The organism is Sphingomonas sp. CFBP 8760 (assembly GCF_014841615.1).
In the GTDB taxonomy this organism is placed as follows: domain Bacteria; phylum Pseudomonadota; class Alphaproteobacteria; order Sphingomonadales; family Sphingomonadaceae; genus Sphingomonas.
The window spans coordinates 77,407-92,372 of the sequence record NZ_JACYUG010000010.1 but is presented as its reverse complement, the minus strand read 5'-3'; the positions used below and the strand labels follow the sequence as shown (position 1 = coordinate 92,372).

Here is a 14,966-nt window from a genome sequence, read left to right as displayed (position 1 = left end):
GCATGACAAAAGGTAGCCGTTACAACCTGATCGCCAGTGGATCACCCGCCCCCTTCGCCTGGAAGCAGCCGATCCGCCCGTCCTCCAGCCTGAGCGCGGTCAGCACCCCGGTGCGATAGACGCCGGTGTCGATCCCGATGCGCTGTTCCCGGATCATCGGTTCCGCCGAATCCCAGGTATGGCCATGGACGATGACCTTTTCGAACCGCTTGCCATGGCTGAGGAACGGCTCGCGAATCCACAGCAGATCGGCGGGCACCTGCTTGCGCAGCGGCACGCCCGGCCGCACCCCGGCATGGACGAAGGCATAGTCGCCCAGCGTCAGCGTCAGTTCCAGTGCCTGGAGGAAGCGCAGGTGCGAGGCGGGCATCCGTTCCAGCAGATCGTCGCGCGCCCGCAGGTGATCGTCGATCGCATCGACCTCGGCCGGCGGTTCGACCGCGTAGGATCGCAACGTCTCCGCCCCGCCCACCCGCAACCAGCCGCGCGCCTCTGCCGGATCGTCGAGCCACGCGAGCAGCATCTCCTCGTGATTGCCCTTCAGGAAGCGCGGTTCGAACGGCGCATGGCGTTGCAGCCAGACCAGCGACGACAGCACCTTGGCGGTCGCCGGTCCGCGATCGACATAGTCCCCGACGAAGACCAGCAGCGGCCGCCGGCCCCGGCCGCGCGCCGCCACATCGTCGGCGATCATCGCCAGCAGCCTGGTCAGGATATCGTAGCACCCATGGACATCGCCGATCGCATAGACCAGCCGCCCCTCGACCGATGCGTGCGGCCCGACCTCCCAATCCGACTCCGCGTCGAGCAGGCCGGTCATGGCCGGTCGTCATCCGCCTGTGCCTGCCGCGCGGCGTCGCGCAACCGGGCGGCAAGTTCGTCATAGGTTCGGATCGTGCCGTCGGGATCGTCGAGCGAGACCGCCAGCGCCCGCGTCCAGATGCGGCGCACCGCCAGCATCTCGCGCCGCGGCACCCCCGCCTCGGTAGCGGCGTGATAGGCGGCGACCAGACGACGGTCGGCCGCCCGCACCTCGCGATAGATGCAGCGGTTCTCCTCGCTGCCGGGGCGGCAGCCATCGTCGGCGGCGGCGGACCGCGCGGTGGCGACGGGCAACGTCCGCGTTATCACGCGCGATCGGCGGGCGGGCACGGCGGACGTGGCGAGCCTGTCATCTCCGGCGCGCTCGATCGCTTCCGCAGGCATGTCCGCTTCGTCCGCTTCGTCCGCGACGACGACGGGCGCGGCGGTGCGGTAGGTCGCCGGTGCCGGGCGGACGGGCGGTACGGCGGCGGATCGCCTGACCGGACTGGCCTGGGCCAGCGCCGCCGCCGGGCTCCGGTCCGCGCCGATCTGGAGGAACAGGAACGCCAACACGGCGATGGCGATCAGGGGGACGACGATCGTCACCAACCGCACGACCCACGAGGACGTGCGATCGGCCGGCGGGGTCTGGACGACGAACTCGCGCGACCTGCCGCTGGCGGCACGCGCCGCCGCCGGGGTGTCGGCGGCCTGGGGGTGCCGCCGGAAGATCCGTTCCATGTCGGCCGACACCCGGTCGGCCACCCTGTCATCCGGCATCCGGTCCACCTTTACGTACTTTACGCATCCGCCATTGCATCCGCCATGCCGTCCTGCCCGTGAACCGATGGTTTACGGGTGCCGGCTGCAGGTGAAACGCCGGGAGTAGTCACTCCTTCTGGAGCAACGCCTTCAACCCGGCAAGCGCTCCGAGCGGCCTGGCCTCGTCCTCGCCGATGACGCCCGCGGCCTTCAGCACCTTGCCGGCATTCGGGCCGCGCGGAAAGGGGTCGAGCGCCAGCGCCATCGTCTGCGCCGCCGCTTCCCCCAGGTCGATCGCGCCGCCTTCGATCTCGATCGTGTCGAGCGCGTCGGCGGACAGTTCGATCTCGTCCTCCTCGGCCACGGGCTCGATGAACCGGACCAGCACCGGCTCGTCGACCATCACCGCCAGCCGCTCGGCGGTGACCGAACAGGCCTGCGCCACCGCCGCCGTCACCCGTCCGGTGACGAGGATGCCCGCCCCGTCGCGGCGCATCGTCAGGTGCGCGGACAACCGGTCGATCGCGACGAGGTCGAACCGGCGGGCGACCGCGGCCCGTTCGGCCTCGTCGGCCTCGATCGTCACGGCGCGCTCGTCATGCGCGATCGTGTCGAGGCGTTCGGGGCGGCTCCATTCTGGGGTGGTCATGGCAATTCTCCGGCGATCAGGCTGGCCAGCGGCGTGGCGGACAGGGCGGTGCGCAGCGCGCGCAAGTGATGCTCGGCATGGGCGAGCGCGGCGGGTGCGGGCGGATCGCCGCGATACAGGTTGCGGACCAATGCCTCGGCGAGGCCGCCGGTCGCCAGCCCGTCGCGATAGGCGCCGAGCCGCCCGCCCAGCGCCGCCATCATCCGGCCGACCTGCTTGCCGACGACCATGTCGCCGAAACCGATCTGGCGGAGCTGCGCATCCATGTCGTCGACGAAATGCTCGGTCAGCGCGGCCGACGGACCGGCGGTCACCGCCTGTTCGTCGGGACGTTCCTCCAGCCGCAGCAGCACCATGGCCAGCACCGCGGCGATCATGTCGAACCGGCCATCCAGCGTATCGGGCACCGCCCCGTCCAGATACCAGTGCGGCGCGCGGCCGCGGGCGACCACCGCCCGGTAGAGCGGCAATATCGTCTCGTCACGGCGCGCTCCCCTTATCCGCTTCCACCAGTTCACCCGCATTCCTCCCGTCGCCCCGCTCCGGCCATCATGCCCGGCGGTGCATGGCTTGTGCGCTGCGGGCTCCTCGCATATCGAGGCGATCGGTGGCCGATGCAATCGCGGGCGCGCGGCCGCCCCGTCATATCGCTTGCGTGCCCGTCTGGAGTGATCCCCATGCGTTTCCCGTCCGCCGCGCTCGTCGCAGGGCTTATCGTCGGGGTCACGGTCGGCGGCTGTGCGCCGCTGCGCTCGCATCAGGGCTATGTGATCGATGCCGATCTGGTCAACTCGGTGCAGCCGGGCGTCGACACCCGGCAATCGGTGGCGCAGGTGCTGGGCCAGCCCAGCGTGTCCGGCCAGTTCGCGCCCGATGGTCAGGGCGACTGGTACTATGTCGCCCGCGACAGCCGCAACTACGGGTTCCAGACGCCCAAGGTGAAGTCGCAGATCACCATCCAGATCAGCTTCGATCCCGCCGGCAACGTCACCGCGATCCGCCGCGGCGACGTGTCGCAGGTCGCCTCGATCAACCCCTATGGCAAGTCGACGCCGACGCTGGGTCGCCAGCGCGGTTTCTTCCAGGACCTGTTCGGCAATATCGGCACGGTCGGCGCGGCGGGCGGTGGCGGGCCGGGCGGCGGCGGTGCCAATGGTGGCGGGCGCACCAACCCCTGACCGGCCGTCCTGCGATCCGCCCGGTCTGCATGGCGGAAATGGGCGGATTGCAGTTGGGATTGGCGGCCCGCCCGGCTATAGATCGGGCATGACCACTCCGCAGAATTCGCAGAATCCCGCCAATACCTCCGACTATGGCGCCTCGTCGATCAAGGTGCTGAAGGGCCTGGACGCCGTCCGCAAGCGGCCGGGCATGTATATCGGCGACACCGATGACGGATCGGGCCTGCACCACATGGTGTTCGAGGTCAGCGACAACGCGATCGACGAGGCGCTGGCCGGGCATTGCGACCGCATCGACATCGTCCTGAACCCCGATGGATCGGTCAGCGTCACCGATAACGGTCGCGGCATCCCGACCGGCATCCACCCCGAGGAGGGCGTGTCGGCGGCCGAGGTCATCATGACCCAGCTGCACGCCGGCGGGAAGTTCGAGAACACCAGCGACGACAATGCCTACAAGGTATCGGGCGGCCTGCACGGCGTCGGCGTGTCGGTGGTGAACGCGCTCAGCGAGTTCCTCGACCTGACGATCTGGCGCGATGGCGAGGAGCATTACATGCGCTTCGCGTTCGGCGACGCCGTGTCGCCGCTGAAGGTGGTCGGCCCTGCGGCGCCCGGACAGAAAGGGACGCGCGTCACCTTCCTCCCCTCGCCCGCCACGTTCAAGATCCTGGAGTTCGACTTCGAGAAGCTGGAGCATCGCTACCGCGAACTGGCTTTCCTCAATTCGGGCGTGCGCCTGTTCCTGACCGATGGGCGACATGAAGAACCCAAGACGGTGGAACTGTATTACGAGGGGGGCATCGCCGCATTCGTGAAGTGGCTGGACCGCGCCAAGACGCCGCTGTTCCCCGAACCGATCGCCATCCACGGCCAGCGTGACGAAGTGGGCATCGACGTCGCGCTGGAATGGAACGACAGCTATTACGAGAACGTCCTCGCCTTCACCAACAACATCCCGCAGCGCGACGGCGGCACGCATCTGGCCGCGTTCCGGGCGGCGCTGACCCGCACGCTCAACAATTATGCCGAAAAATCGGGGTTGCTGAAGAAGGAAAAGGTCAGCCTGACCGGCGACGACATGCGCGAGGGGCTGACCGCGATCGTCTCGGTCAAGCTGCCCGACCCGAAGTTCGGATCGCAGACCAAGGACAAGCTGGTTTCATCCGAGGTGCGCCAGCCGCTCGAAAGCCTGATGGCGGACAAGCTGGCGGAATGGCTGGAGGAAAACCCCGCGCATGGCCGCAGCATCGTCGGCAAGATCATCGACGCCGCCGCGGCGCGCGAGGCGGCGAAGCGCGCGCGCGAACTGACCCGGCGCAAGGGCGCGATGGATATCGCGTCGCTGCCCGGCAAGCTGGCCGATTGCCAGGAGCGCGATCCCGCCAAGTCCGAACTGTTCCTGGTCGAGGGTGATTCGGCCGGCGGCTCCGCGAAGCAGGGCCGCGACCGCCATTTCCAGGCCATCCTTCCCCTGCGCGGCAAGATCCTGAACACCGAGCGCGCCCGGTTCGACCGGATGATCTCGTCCAAGGAAATCGGAACGCTGATCCAGGCGATGGGCACCGGCATCGGCCGCGATGATTTCAACGCGGACAAGCTGCGGTACCACAAGGTCGTCATCATGACCGACGCAGACGTCGACGGCGCGCACATCCGCACCCTGCTGTTGACCTTCTTCTACCGCCAGATGCCCGAACTGATCGAGCGCGGGCATCTCTTCATCGCGCAGCCACCGCTGTACAAGGCGACCAAAGGCCGGTCGGAGGTCTATCTGAAGGACGATACCGCGCTCGACGAATATCTGGTCGAGGGCGGCGTGCAGGCGATGGTGTTCGAGACGGCGGTGGGCGCCCGCACCGGCCGCGACCTGAAGGACCTGACCGATCACGCGCGGCGGATGCGCACGCTGATGCGCTACGTCCCGCGCCGCTACGATCCGTCGATCATCGAGGTGCTGGCACTGGGCGGCGCGCTCGACCCCGCGCTGACTCGCGAGCAGCGGCAGGCGACCGTCGCGGAGGTGACGCGACGGCTGGAATCGGGTGAGACCGGCACCGTCGGCGAGGCGACGTGGACCGCGCGCCTGACCGAGGATGGCGGCATCCATTTCGAGCGGCGCTGGCGCGGCGTGACCGACCACCACATCGTCGAGGCCAGCTTCATCGCCTCCGCGGAGGCGCGCAAGCTGCACACGCTGTCGGCCGAACAGGCGGACAGCTTCGCGCAGGCCGGCAAGCTGGTGCCCGCGCGCGGCGCGGCGCAGGCGGCGGCCCCCGAGGACGAGGACCGTGAGGGCGACGATGCCCCCACCGACGAGAATGGCGAGAAGACCACGCTGGCCCGTGGCGAATCGCGGGTCGCGCGGCCGTCGCAGTTGCTGGATGCGATCCTTGCCGCAGGGCGCAAGGGCCTCGCCATCCAGCGCTACAAGGGGCTGGGCGAGATGAACGCCGAACAGCTGTGGGAAACCACGCTCGATCCGTCGAACCGCACGATGTTGCGCGTGACCAGCGACGATGTGTCGGCGGCGGACATGATCTTCACCCAGTTGATGGGCGAGGTGGTGGAGCCACGGCGCGAGTTCATTCAGGACAATGCGCTGAACGTCGCCAATCTGGACGTCTGAACGGACCCGGCCCGGTTTAGAAGTCCATTGGAAAACTCGCCCTTTCGCGAGTTTTCCAATGGATTCTATGCCAGGATGTCATCGGGCTCTATGCCGTCCCGTCGACGCGATCGAGCAGGCGTTGCGCCTGTTTCAGGTGCGGGGCGTCCACCATGCGGCCATCGACCTGCAACGCGCCCGCATCCGGGGCGGCGGCAAAGGCGGCGACGATCGCCCGCGCCGCCGCGATCTGTCGTTCGTCGGGTGAAAAGGCGGCGTTGATCGTCGCCACCTGCGTCGGGTGGATCGCCATCATGCCGGTGAAGCCGTCCCGCGCCGCGCGGCGGGCATAGGCATCGAGTCCGTCGAGATCGCGGAAAGCCGGATACACCGTCTCGATCGCCGCCACACCCGCCGCATGGGCGCCGAACAACGTCAGCGACCGCACCATTTCATAGGGCGCGGTGTAACGGCCGTCCGCCTCCCGCGAGGTCGCCGCGCCGATCGCGGCGGGCAGATCCTCCGCGCCCCAGGTCAGTCCCGCCAGTCGCACGCCCGCATCGGCATAACTGCCGAGCTGGAAGATCGCGGCGGGGGTTTCGGTGGCGATCGGCAGGATCGGCGCGTCGATCCCCGCCGCCGCCAGCCGCTGATCGAGCAGCCGGACGCTGTCCGCTCCCTCCGCCTTCGGCATCACGATGCCGCCGGGGCACAGGCCATGCAGCGCGGCGAGATCGTCCGCCAGCAGACCGGAATCGAGCGGATTGACCCGCACCAGCACCGCGACCTCCCCCCGCGCGGCGATGCGCGCCGCCACCGCCGCCCGCGCGACGTGCTTGTTCGCGGCCGACACCGAATCCTCCAGATCGAGGATCAGCGCGTCGGCACCGCTGGCGGCAGCCTTGTCGAACCGTTCGGGCCGGTCGCCCGGCACGAACAGCAGCGACCGCAGCCTCATGCCCCGACCTGCCCGGCAACGGTGCGCTTCAGGAGCGCGCTGCGCAGGCATTGGCAGACGATCTCGTCGCGCTGGTTGAGCATGTGGTGGGCGAAGGTGACGATGCCGGCTTCGGGCCGCGACTTGCTGTCCTTCAACTCCTGTACTTCGGTTTCGGCGCGCAATGTATCGCCGAGAAACACCGGCTTCGGCATCACCAGCCTGTCGTAGCCGAGATTGGCGACCAGCGTGCCGAGCGTCGTATCGCCGACCGACAGCCCGACCATCAGCGCGAAGGTGAAGGTGCCGTTGACGAGGATCCGGCCGAACTCGCTGGCCCGCGCCGCCTCCGCATCCAGATGCAACGGTTGCGGGTTGTGCGTCATGGTCGAGAACAGGAGGTTGTCCGTCTCGGTCACGGTGCGGCGGATGTCGTGGACGATCCGGTCACCGACCGTCCATTGGTCGTAGAATCGTCCGGCCATCAACCCTCTCCCTTGTCGATGCGCACCAGCAGCGTGCCCTCGGGCACCTGCGCGCCTTCGGCCACTTTCAGGTCGGCGACGATGCCATCGAACGGGGCCAGCAGCGCCTGCTCCATCTTCATCGCCTCCAGCACCAGCATCCGTTCGCCCTTGGTGACGGCCTGTCCCGCCGTGACCAGCACCGCGATCACGCGGCCCGGCATCGGCGACAGGATCGCGCCGTCACCGTCGCCACCGCCGGCGACATGATCGGCGCGGCGCGGACCGAACGGCCATGCCTCGCCATCGAGGAACAACACCCCGTCCGCGACGACCGCACCGGTGCCCGGCACGTCGGTGACCAGATACGGCTTGCCCGCGACCTCCACCTCGATCTGCGGAGACGGTGCGGCGTTGGCCCGGAAGCCGCGCAGGCTGGTCCATGGATCGCCGGTGGGGACGGGCAGGATTGCCGCCGCCGCCGCGGCCAGCACCGCCGGGGACGGCGCGGCCGGCGGGATCAGCGCATCGGCATGGCGCTCGATAAAGCCGGTATCGACGCGGCCAGCGACGAAATCGGGATGCGCGGCCGCGCGCGCCAGAAAGGCGGCGTTGGTCCTGACCGGCCACACCTGCGTGCCGCCCGCCGCCGCTGCCAGCTTCGCCGCCGCCTCGCGCCGGCTGGAGCCGTGGACGATCAGCTTGGCGATCATCGGATCATAATAAGGCGTGACCGCGCCTCCTTCCTCGACGCCGCTATCGATGCGAACGTCGGCGGGGAAGCGCAGCCGGTCGAGCGGCCCGGTCGAGGGCAGGAAGCCGGTCGACGGGTTCTCGGCATAGAGCCGCGCCTCCATCGCCCAGCCGGTGATCGACAGCTTGTCCTGGGTACGGGGCAACGGCTCGCCCGACGCGACGCGGAGTTGCCATTCGACCAGATCCTGGCCAGTGATCGCCTCGGTCACCGGATGCTCGACCTGCAACCGCGTGTTCATCTCCATGAACCAGATGCGATCGGCCCGCAGACCCTCCGACCCGTCGGCGATGAACTCGATCGTGCCCGCTCCGACATAATCGACCGCACGCGCCGCCTTTACCGCCGCATCGCACACCGCCGCGCGCGTGGTGGCATCCATACCCGGTGCAGGCGCCTCCTCGATCACCTTCTGGTGGCGGCGTTGCAGCGAACAGTCGCGCTCGAACAGATGCACCGCGCCACCGTGCATGTCGCCGAACACCTGCACCTCGATATGGCGCGGCGACAGGATGTATTTCTCGATCAACACCTGCGTGTTGCCGAACGAGGCCGCCGCCTCGCGCTGGCAGCTTGCCAGCATCTCCGCGAAGTCGGCCGCGGCATCGACCTTGCGCATCCCCTTGCCGCCGCCGCCGGCGACCGCCTTGATGAGCACCGGATAGCCGATCGCGTCGGCTTCCGCCTGCAACCGCTCCGGGCTCTGGTCCGCCCCCAGATAGCCGGGCGTCACCGGCACGCCGGCGGCGATCATCCGCTCCTTGGCCGCGTCCTTCAGACCCATTGCGCGGATCGCGGCGGGCGGCGCGCCGACCCAGACCAGTCCGGCCGCGACCACCGCCTCGGCGAATTCGGCATTCTCCGACAGGAAACCATAACCGGGGTGGATCGCCGCCGCCCCCGTTGCACGCGCCGCCTCCAGCAGCCGGTCCTGCCGCAGATAGCTGTCGCTGGCAGCAGCGGTGCCGATGCACGCCGCCTCGTCCGCCTCGCGCACGAACGGCATATCGGCATCGACGTCGGAATAAACCGCGATCGTCCGCACGCCCAGCCGGCGCGCGGTGCGGATGATGCGGCGGGCGATCTCGCCGCGATTGGCGATCAACAGGCTCTCGATCATCACCATCACATCCGGAACAGGCCGAACTGCGCGCGCTCGGGGATCGGCGCGTTCAGCGTGGCGGAAAAGGCGAGGCCCAGCACGTCGCGGGTCTGCACGGGATCGATGATGCCGTCGTCCCACAATCGCGCGGTGGCGTAATAGGGATTGCCCTCATCCTCATATTTCCGGCGGACCGGCGCCTTGAAGGCTTCGGCCTGTTCGGGTGTCCACGTCTCGGCATCGCGGTGGACCGTCGCCAGCACGCTGGCCGCCTGCTCGCCGCCCATCACCGAGATGCGGGCGTTGGGCCAGGTGAACAGGAAACGCGGCGAATAGGCGCGGCCACACATGCCGTAATTGCCCGCGCCGAAACTGCCGCCGATCAGCACCGTGATCTTCGGCACCGACGCGGTGGCGACGGCGGTGACCAGCTTCGCGCCGTTCTTGGCGATCCCCTCCGCCTCGTATTTCCCCCCGACCATGAAGCCGGAGATGTTCTGGAGGAACAGCAACGGCACCCGCCGCTGGCACGCCAGTTCGATGAAATGAGCGCCCTTCAGCGCGGATTCCGAGAACAAGACGCCGTTGTTGGCGAGGATCGCGACCGGCATCCCCCAGATGCGGGCGAAGCCGCAGACGAGGGTGGTGCCGTACAACGCCTTGAACTCATGAAATTCCGACGCGTCGACGATCCGCCCGATCACCTCGCGCACATCGTAAGGCGCGCGCACGTCCTGCGGGACGAGGCCGTACAGGTCCTGCGGGTCCAGCTTCGGCGAGCGCGGCGCGGCGATCTCGATGTCCACCGCCTTGGGCTTGTTCAGCGTCGCGACGATATCGCGCACGATCAGCAGCGCGTGTTCGTCATTCTCGGCGACATGATCGACCACGCCGGACCGGCGGCCGTGCGTCTCCGCTCCGCCCAGTTCCTCGGCCGAAATCACCTCGCCCGTCGCCGCCTTCACCAGCGGCGGCCCGGCGAGGAAGATCGTGCCCTGATCGCGCACGATCACGCTTTCGTCGGCCATGGCGGGGACATAGGCCCCGCCGGCGGTGCAACTGCCCATCACGCAGGCGATCTGGGGGATGCCCTCCGCCGACATCTGCGCCTGATTGAAGAAGATGCGGCCGAAATGATCGCGGTCGGGAAACACCTCCGCCTGATGCGGCAGGTTGGCGCCGCCGCTGTCGACCAGATAGATGCACGGCAGGCGGTTCTCGCGCGCGATCTCCTGCGCGCGCAGATGCTTCTTCACCGTCATCGGGAAATAGGCGCCGCCCTTCACCGTCGCGTCGTTAGCGAGGATCATGCACTCGCGCCCCGACACCCGGCCGATCCCGGCGATCACCCCCGCGCCGGGCGCGCCGTCATCGTACAGGCCGTGCGCCGCCAGCGCGCCCACCTCCAGAAACGGCGAGCCGGGATCGAGCAACCGCTCCACCCGATCGCGCGGCAGCAGCTTGCCACGCGCGACGTGCCGGGCGCGATGCTGTTCCGACCCGCCCAGCGCGGTCTTCGCCACGGTCGCGCGCAAGGCCGCGGCCAGTCCGCGATTATGCGCGACGTTTGCCCGGTATTCGTCCGAAGCCGGATCGATCAGCGTGGTCAGCGTCGTCATTACTGCGCTTTCGGGGCGTCGTGACCGATCAGTTCGCGCCCGACGAGCATCCGCCGCACCTCGTTGGTGCCGGCCCCGATGTCGAGCAGCTTGGCGTCACGCCAATAGCGCTCGACCGGCCAGTCCTTCGTATAGCCCGCGCCGCCCAGCGCCTGGATCGCCTCGTTGGCGACCTTCACCGCGTTTTCCGACGCGAACAGGATGCATCCCGCCGCGTCGAACCGCGTCGTCCGCCCCGCATCGCACGCCCTGGCGACCGCATAGACATAGGCGCGCGACGTGTTCAGCGCGACGTACATGTCGGCGATCTTCGCCTGCATCAGCTGGAACTCGCCGATCGCCCGGCCGAACTGCCGGCGCTCGCGGACATAGGGCAGCACGACGTCAAGACATGCTTGCATGATGCCGAGCTGGATGCCGGACAGCACCACCCGCTCGTAATCCAGCCCCGACATCAGCACCTTCACGCCGCCGTTCAGCGGCCCCATCACCTGTTCGTCGGCGACGAGGCAATCATCGAACACCAGCTCGGCGGTCGGCGATCCGCGCATCCCGACCTTGTCGATCTTCTGCCCGATCGAGAAACCGGACATGCCCTTTTCGATCAGGAAGGCGGTGATGCCCTTCGATCCGGCGTCGGGGATCGTCTTGGCATAGACCACCAGCGTGTCGGCATAGGGTGCGTTGGTGATCCAGAACTTCGTGCCGTTCAGGCGATACCCGCCATCGACCCTGTCGGCGCGCAGCTTCATCGACACGACGTCCGATCCCGCGCCGGCCTCCGACATCGCGAGGCTGCCGACATGCTCGCCGGAGATCAGCTTCGGCAGGTATTTCGCCTTCTGCGCCGCATTGCCCCAGCGGCGGATCTGGTTGACGCACAGGTTGGAGTGCGCGCCATAGCTGAGACCGACCGAGGCGGACGAGCGGCTGATCTCCTCACAGGCGATCAGATGCTCCAGGTAACCGAGACCGAGGCCGCCATCCGCTTCCTCGACGGTGATGCCGTGCAGGCCGAGCGCCCCCATCTCGGGCCATAATTCGCGCGGGAAGCTGTCCTCCGCATCGACGCGGGCCGCGATCGGCTCGATCCGGTCGAGCGCGAACCGCCGCACCGTGTCGCGGATCGTATCCGCCATCTCGCCCAGGCCAAAGTCCAGCTCTGCCATCTCACTCTCCCGGATATCGTTGCCACGACTTCTAGGGAGATGCGGCCTGCATGCAAAATTGAAAGAGCCGGGGGAAGTTCATAGATCACGTCTATGATCGACCGGTATCACCTCCGCTATTTCCTGTCGGTGGTCGATACGGGCAATTTCTCGCGCGGGGCGGCGGCCTGCAACGTGTCGCAACCGACGCTGTCGGTCGGCATCGCCAAGATGGAGGCGGCGCTGGGCCGGCCGCTGTTCCACCGTACCAACCGCCGCGTGGAACTGACCGATGCCGGGGTCCGGCTGCTCGGCCATGCCCGGATGATCGAGGCGGAATTCGCCGCAGCCGAACGCGAGGTGATCGGCACGGTCGATGGCGGCACGCTCCGCCTGGGAATCCTGTCGACGACGCCGCGACGCTGGACCGAACATCTCCTGCACGAACGCCGCGCCTTCCCGACCGGCGACCGGATCGAGATCGTCGAGGGTACGGAACGGGACCTGCGCCACCGGCTGGCCCGCGGGCGGATCGACGCGGCGGTGACGATCGTGCGCGACGACGATGGGGACAGGGGACGGCCGATCCTGATCGAAGGCTATTCGCTGGCCCTCGGCACCGTGCATCCACTCGCCACGCGCGCCAGCATCCGCGTCGACGAACTGGCGAACGATCCCATGATCCTGCGCCGGCACTGCGAATTGCTGGCGGAGACCAGCCGGTTCTTCACGGCGCGCGGTATCCGGCCTTTCTTCCCGGCACGGACGACCGGCGACGACAAGGCGCTGGGCTATGTCCGGGCCGGTCTGGGGGTGACGGTGATGCCCGATGGTTTCCGCGACCCCGGCGTCGTGCGCATCCCGCTCGACGGCTTCGACTTCACCCGCACCATCGGGCTGGTCCACGCCGCGCATGTCGACGCGCAATCCGCCTCCCATCGCCAGATCGCCGCCGCACTGGCCGCTGCCGCCACCGACGACCGATAGCGCGCACGCCAGCCGTCACGATGGCGGCATCGACGTGTCCGGGCATCGTCTCGATGCCGTCTTCCCCAGTGCCGCCCAGATACGCCATGTCGACTTCGCTCAGCCGCTACGCGACGCGAACGATCGTCTCGATCCGTCTATCTCAGCGGTCCCGCTCGGCCAGCTTGCGCTCCCAGGCCAGCGCGTCGCGGACGATGCCTTCCAGATCGTCGCGTTCTGCCCGCCACGGCAGCGCGGCGAGGATCGCGCTGTTGTCGGCGACCAGTTCGGCCGGATCGCCGGCGCGGCGGCCTTCCAGCCTGCGCTCGATCGCCATGTTGGTGACGCGATCGACCGCGTCGAGCACCTCGGCGACCGAGAAGCCGCGACCATAGCCGCAGTTGAGGGTGTGGCTGCTGCCCGGATCGGTGCGCAGCAGATCGAGGGCCGCGACATGCGCGGCGGCCAGATCGGAGACGTGGATATAGTCGCGCACGCCGGTGCCGTCGCGCGTGTCGAAATCGGTGCCGAAGATCGAGACGTGGCTGCGCCGCCCCGTCGCCGCCTCGACCGCCACCTTGATGAGGTGCGTGGCGCCCGCCGTCGACTGGCCCGAGCGGCCATCGGGATCGGCCCCGGCGACGTTGAAGTAGCGCAGCGCGCAATAGTTGATCGGATGTGCCGCCGCGACGTCACGCAGCATCGCCTCGGTCATCAGCTTCGACATGCCATAGGGATTGATCGGCACGGTCGGGTCGTTCTCGGCGACGGGCACCTTTTCCGGCGTGCCATAGGTGGCGGCGGTGGACGAGAAGATGAAGTGCCGCACCCCCTCCGTCACCGCGCTTTCGATCAGCGAGCGCGAGGCGGCGGTGTTGTTGCGATAGTATTTGAGCGGATCGGTGACCGATTCGGGTACCACCACCGATCCGGCGAAGTGCATGATCGCATCGACATCGTAGCCGCGGATCGCCGCACGCACCCGACCCTCGTCGGCGATGTCGCATTCGACCAGCGTCGCGCGATCGTCCACCGCCCAGTCGAACCCGGTGACGAGGTTGTCGACCACCACCACGTCCTGCCCCGCATCGAGCAGCGCCAGCACCGCATGGCTGCCGATATACCCTGCGCCGCCCGTCACCATAACCGCCATCGATCGTCTCCCTTTGCGGGCGCCCTAGCGGCTTCCTATCTTGGGATCAAAGGAGTTGGCTATGACTGAACGTGGGACCGAATATGTAACGCTTGCAGGCGGATGTTTCTGGTGTACCGAGGCGGTGTTCAAGGACGTGATCGGGGTGACCTCGGTCGAAAGCGGCTATATCGGCGGCACCGTCCCGAACCCGACCTACAAGCAGGTGTGCGGCGGCGACACCGGCCATGCCGAAGCGATCCGCGTCGGCTACGATCCCGAACAGCTCGATCTCGGCGACCTGCTCGACATCTTCTTCGCGACGCACGACCCGACGCAGCTTAACCGGCAGGGCAACGATGTCGGCACCCAGTACCGGTCGGCGATGTTCCCCGCCTCGCCCGAGCAGGAAGCGGCGATGAAGGCGGCGATCGAACGGGCGGGCGAAACCGGCGGCCGGATCGTCACCACGATCGAGCCGATGGACACCTGGTACCCGGCCGAGGGCTATCATCAGGATTACTGGGAAACGTCGGGCCGGTCGAACCCGTATTGCATGGCGGTGATCCCGCCCAAGCTCCAGAAGCTGCGCAAGAGCTTCGCGGCGCGATCGAAGGCGGTCGCGGCGTAATTCAGGTGAGGTGACGCCTGCGGAGGGGCACCAGCTATCCTAGAGCGGGATGACATGGTTTGACCCAATCCGTCATTGCGAGTGTAGCGAAGCAATCCAGCGCCGGACCAGGACGCCCTGGATTGCTTCGCTACGCTCGCAATGACGAACATCCGGTTCAACCTGATATCATCCGGCTCAAAAAAGCAGTTCCCCGGCGGAGGCCGGGG

The 14,966-nt window shown here is 68.0% G+C and carries 14 protein-coding genes; 4 read left to right on the top strand and 10 right to left on the bottom strand.

The genetic code is table 11. From position 1 onward, the window contains the following. Positions 1-19: 19 nt before the first annotated feature. The 4 genes from IFT82_RS13470 to IFT82_RS13455 all read right to left on the bottom strand — a co-directional run bounded on the left by IFT82_RS13470 (position 20) and on the right by IFT82_RS13455 (position 2,739). Positions 20-820: a metallophosphoesterase family protein gene (locus IFT82_RS13470; RefSeq protein ID WP_192127595.1), complete on the bottom strand. Its 801-nt coding sequence runs from the start codon at positions 818-820 to the stop codon at positions 20-22. Then, the gene (locus IFT82_RS13465) at positions 817-1,584 is read right to left on the bottom strand and encodes a hypothetical protein (RefSeq protein WP_192127593.1); all 768 of its coding nucleotides are present in this window, start codon (positions 1,582-1,584) and stop codon (positions 817-819) included. The genes IFT82_RS13470 and IFT82_RS13465 overlap by 4 nt, the downstream gene beginning before the upstream one ends. A 109-nt stretch (positions 1,585-1,693) precedes the next feature. Further along, entirely contained in the window at positions 1,694-2,215 is a 522-nt protein-coding gene (locus IFT82_RS13460) for a YceD family protein (RefSeq protein WP_192127591.1), read from the bottom strand. After that, the gene (locus IFT82_RS13455) at positions 2,212-2,739 is read right to left on the bottom strand and encodes a ubiquinol-cytochrome C chaperone family protein (RefSeq protein WP_192127589.1); all 528 of its coding nucleotides are present in this window, start codon (positions 2,737-2,739) and stop codon (positions 2,212-2,214) included. Before IFT82_RS13455 ends, IFT82_RS13460 begins: the two co-directional genes overlap by 4 nt. 153 nt (positions 2,740-2,892) lie before the next feature. Here IFT82_RS13455 and IFT82_RS13450 point away from each other — a divergent pair, with 153 nt between their 5' ends. Beyond that, complete coding sequence (locus IFT82_RS13450) at positions 2,893-3,393, top strand: outer membrane protein assembly factor BamE (RefSeq protein WP_192127587.1); 501 nt, start codon at positions 2,893-2,895, stop codon at positions 3,391-3,393. 88 nt (positions 3,394-3,481) lie between these two features. Continuing rightward, entirely contained in the window at positions 3,482-6,025 is a 2,544-nt protein-coding gene (gene gyrB, locus IFT82_RS13445; RefSeq protein WP_192127585.1) for a DNA topoisomerase (ATP-hydrolyzing) subunit B, read from the top strand. Positions 6,026-6,113: 88 nt separating this feature from the next. Here the strand turns inward: gyrB and IFT82_RS13440 are convergent, their stop codons facing one another. Genes IFT82_RS13440 through IFT82_RS13420 form a run of 5 tightly spaced genes read right to left on the bottom strand, consistent with a single transcriptional unit; the run spans position 6,114 to position 12,049 of the window. Then, positions 6,114-6,962, bottom strand: coding sequence for an HpcH/HpaI aldolase/citrate lyase family protein (locus tag IFT82_RS13440; RefSeq protein WP_192127583.1), 849 nt, complete (start codon positions 6,960-6,962; stop codon positions 6,114-6,116). Further along, positions 6,959-7,426 carry a MaoC family dehydratase gene (locus IFT82_RS13435; protein ID WP_192127581.1) on the bottom strand — a complete coding sequence of 156 codons (468 nt, stop codon included), beginning with the start codon at positions 7,424-7,426 and terminating at the stop codon, positions 6,959-6,961. The genes IFT82_RS13440 and IFT82_RS13435 overlap by 4 nt, the downstream gene beginning before the upstream one ends. Beyond that, a complete protein-coding gene (locus IFT82_RS13430; RefSeq protein ID WP_192127674.1) occupies positions 7,426-9,279 on the bottom strand; it encodes an acetyl/propionyl/methylcrotonyl-CoA carboxylase subunit alpha in 1,854 nt (617 codons plus the stop codon). Before IFT82_RS13430 ends, IFT82_RS13435 begins: the two co-directional genes overlap by 1 nt. A gap of 5 nt (positions 9,280-9,284) precedes the next feature. After that, positions 9,285-10,880, bottom strand: a complete 1,596-nt coding sequence (locus tag IFT82_RS13425; RefSeq protein ID WP_192127579.1) for a carboxyl transferase domain-containing protein — start codon at positions 10,878-10,880, stop codon at positions 9,285-9,287. Beyond that, positions 10,880-12,049, bottom strand: a complete 1,170-nt coding sequence (locus IFT82_RS13420) for an isovaleryl-CoA dehydrogenase (RefSeq protein WP_192127577.1) — start codon at positions 12,047-12,049, stop codon at positions 10,880-10,882. The genes IFT82_RS13425 and IFT82_RS13420 overlap by 1 nt, the downstream gene beginning before the upstream one ends. A 93-nt stretch (positions 12,050-12,142) precedes the next feature. Between IFT82_RS13420 and IFT82_RS13415 the strand changes: the two genes are divergently transcribed. Next, a complete protein-coding gene (locus IFT82_RS13415; RefSeq protein ID WP_192127575.1) occupies positions 12,143-13,015 on the top strand; it encodes a LysR family transcriptional regulator in 873 nt (290 codons plus the stop codon). A 142-nt stretch (positions 13,016-13,157) separates the two neighbouring features. Here the strand turns inward: IFT82_RS13415 and galE are convergent, their stop codons facing one another. Next, positions 13,158-14,147, bottom strand: a complete 990-nt coding sequence (gene galE, locus IFT82_RS13410) for a UDP-glucose 4-epimerase GalE (RefSeq protein WP_192127573.1) — start codon at positions 14,145-14,147, stop codon at positions 13,158-13,160. 61 nt (positions 14,148-14,208) lie between these two features. On the opposite strand from galE, the gene msrA reads away from it, so the two are divergent. Next, positions 14,209-14,757: a peptide-methionine (S)-S-oxide reductase MsrA gene (msrA, locus tag IFT82_RS13405; RefSeq protein ID WP_192127571.1), complete on the top strand. Its 549-nt coding sequence runs from the start codon at positions 14,209-14,211 to the stop codon at positions 14,755-14,757. The last annotated feature ends 209 nt before the right edge of the window (positions 14,758-14,966 follow it).

Coding starts and splice junctions, on each gene's coding strand:
- galE (WP_192127573.1), bottom strand. CDS start 14,147: ATGGCGGTTATGGTGACGGGCGGCGCAGGGTATATCGGCAGCCATGCG.
- IFT82_RS13460 (WP_192127591.1), bottom strand. CDS start 2,215: ATGACCACCCCAGAATGGAGCCGCCCCGAACGCCTCGACACGATCGCG.
- IFT82_RS13440 (WP_192127583.1), bottom strand. CDS start 6,962: ATGAGGCTGCGGTCGCTGCTGTTCGTGCCGGGCGACCGGCCCGAACGG.
- IFT82_RS13470 (WP_192127595.1), bottom strand. CDS start 820: ATGACCGGCCTGCTCGACGCGGAGTCGGATTGGGAGGTCGGGCCGCAC.
- IFT82_RS13420 (WP_192127577.1), bottom strand. CDS start 12,049: ATGGCAGAGCTGGACTTTGGCCTGGGCGAGATGGCGGATACGATCCGC.
- IFT82_RS13450 (WP_192127587.1), top strand. CDS start 2,893: ATGCGTTTCCCGTCCGCCGCGCTCGTCGCAGGGCTTATCGTCGGGGTC.
- IFT82_RS13425 (WP_192127579.1), bottom strand. CDS start 10,880: ATGACGACGCTGACCACGCTGATCGATCCGGCTTCGGACGAATACCGG.
- IFT82_RS13430 (WP_192127674.1), bottom strand. CDS start 9,279: ATGATCGAGAGCCTGTTGATCGCCAATCGCGGCGAGATCGCCCGCCGC.
- msrA (WP_192127571.1), top strand. CDS start 14,209: ATGACTGAACGTGGGACCGAATATGTAACGCTTGCAGGCGGATGTTTC.
- IFT82_RS13455 (WP_192127589.1), bottom strand. CDS start 2,739: ATGCGGGTGAACTGGTGGAAGCGGATAAGGGGAGCGCGCCGTGACGAG.
- IFT82_RS13465 (WP_192127593.1), bottom strand. CDS start 1,584: ATGCCGGATGACAGGGTGGCCGACCGGGTGTCGGCCGACATGGAACGG.
- gyrB (WP_192127585.1), top strand. CDS start 3,482: ATGACCACTCCGCAGAATTCGCAGAATCCCGCCAATACCTCCGACTAT.
- IFT82_RS13415 (WP_192127575.1), top strand. CDS start 12,143: ATGATCGACCGGTATCACCTCCGCTATTTCCTGTCGGTGGTCGATACG.
- IFT82_RS13435 (WP_192127581.1), bottom strand. CDS start 7,426: ATGGCCGGACGATTCTACGACCAATGGACGGTCGGTGACCGGATCGTC.